Source organism: Mesorhizobium sp. M1D.F.Ca.ET.231.01.1.1 (assembly GCF_003999155.2).
In the GTDB taxonomy this organism is placed as follows: Bacteria; Pseudomonadota; Alphaproteobacteria; order Rhizobiales; family Rhizobiaceae; genus Mesorhizobium.
Map to the genome: position 1 here is coordinate 1 of NZ_RZOZ02000213.1, position 306 is coordinate 306.

1 protein-coding gene is annotated in these 306 nt (G+C 62.7%); it reads left to right on the plus strand.

Going from position 1 to position 306, the window contains the following annotated elements; all coding sequences use genetic code 11:
• Positions 1-306: extracellular solute-binding protein (locus EN874_RS33015; protein ID WP_127428867.1), on the plus strand; the 306-nt coding region annotated here is incomplete at both ends.

Sequence of the window (306 nt, forward strand, 5' to 3'; positions counted from 1 at the left end):
GCGCTGATCTGGTGCGACCATTCCGATCCGGCGCTGCTCGAGCCTTTCGAGAAGGCCAACGACGTCAAGGTCAACGTCAAGGAGTTCGAGGGCACCGGCGCGGGGCTGGCCATCGTCGACCAGTCGCAGCCCGGCGACTGGGACGTGATGGTGATCGATAGCATCGACGTTCCGCGCGGCGTCGAAAAAGGCCTGTTCGAGCCGCTGCCCGAGGACAAGCTGCCCTTCGCCGATCTCTTCTCGGAGGTGAAGATGGACAAGTCGACCGTCGTCGACGGCAAGCGCTACGGGATCACCGAAAAATTC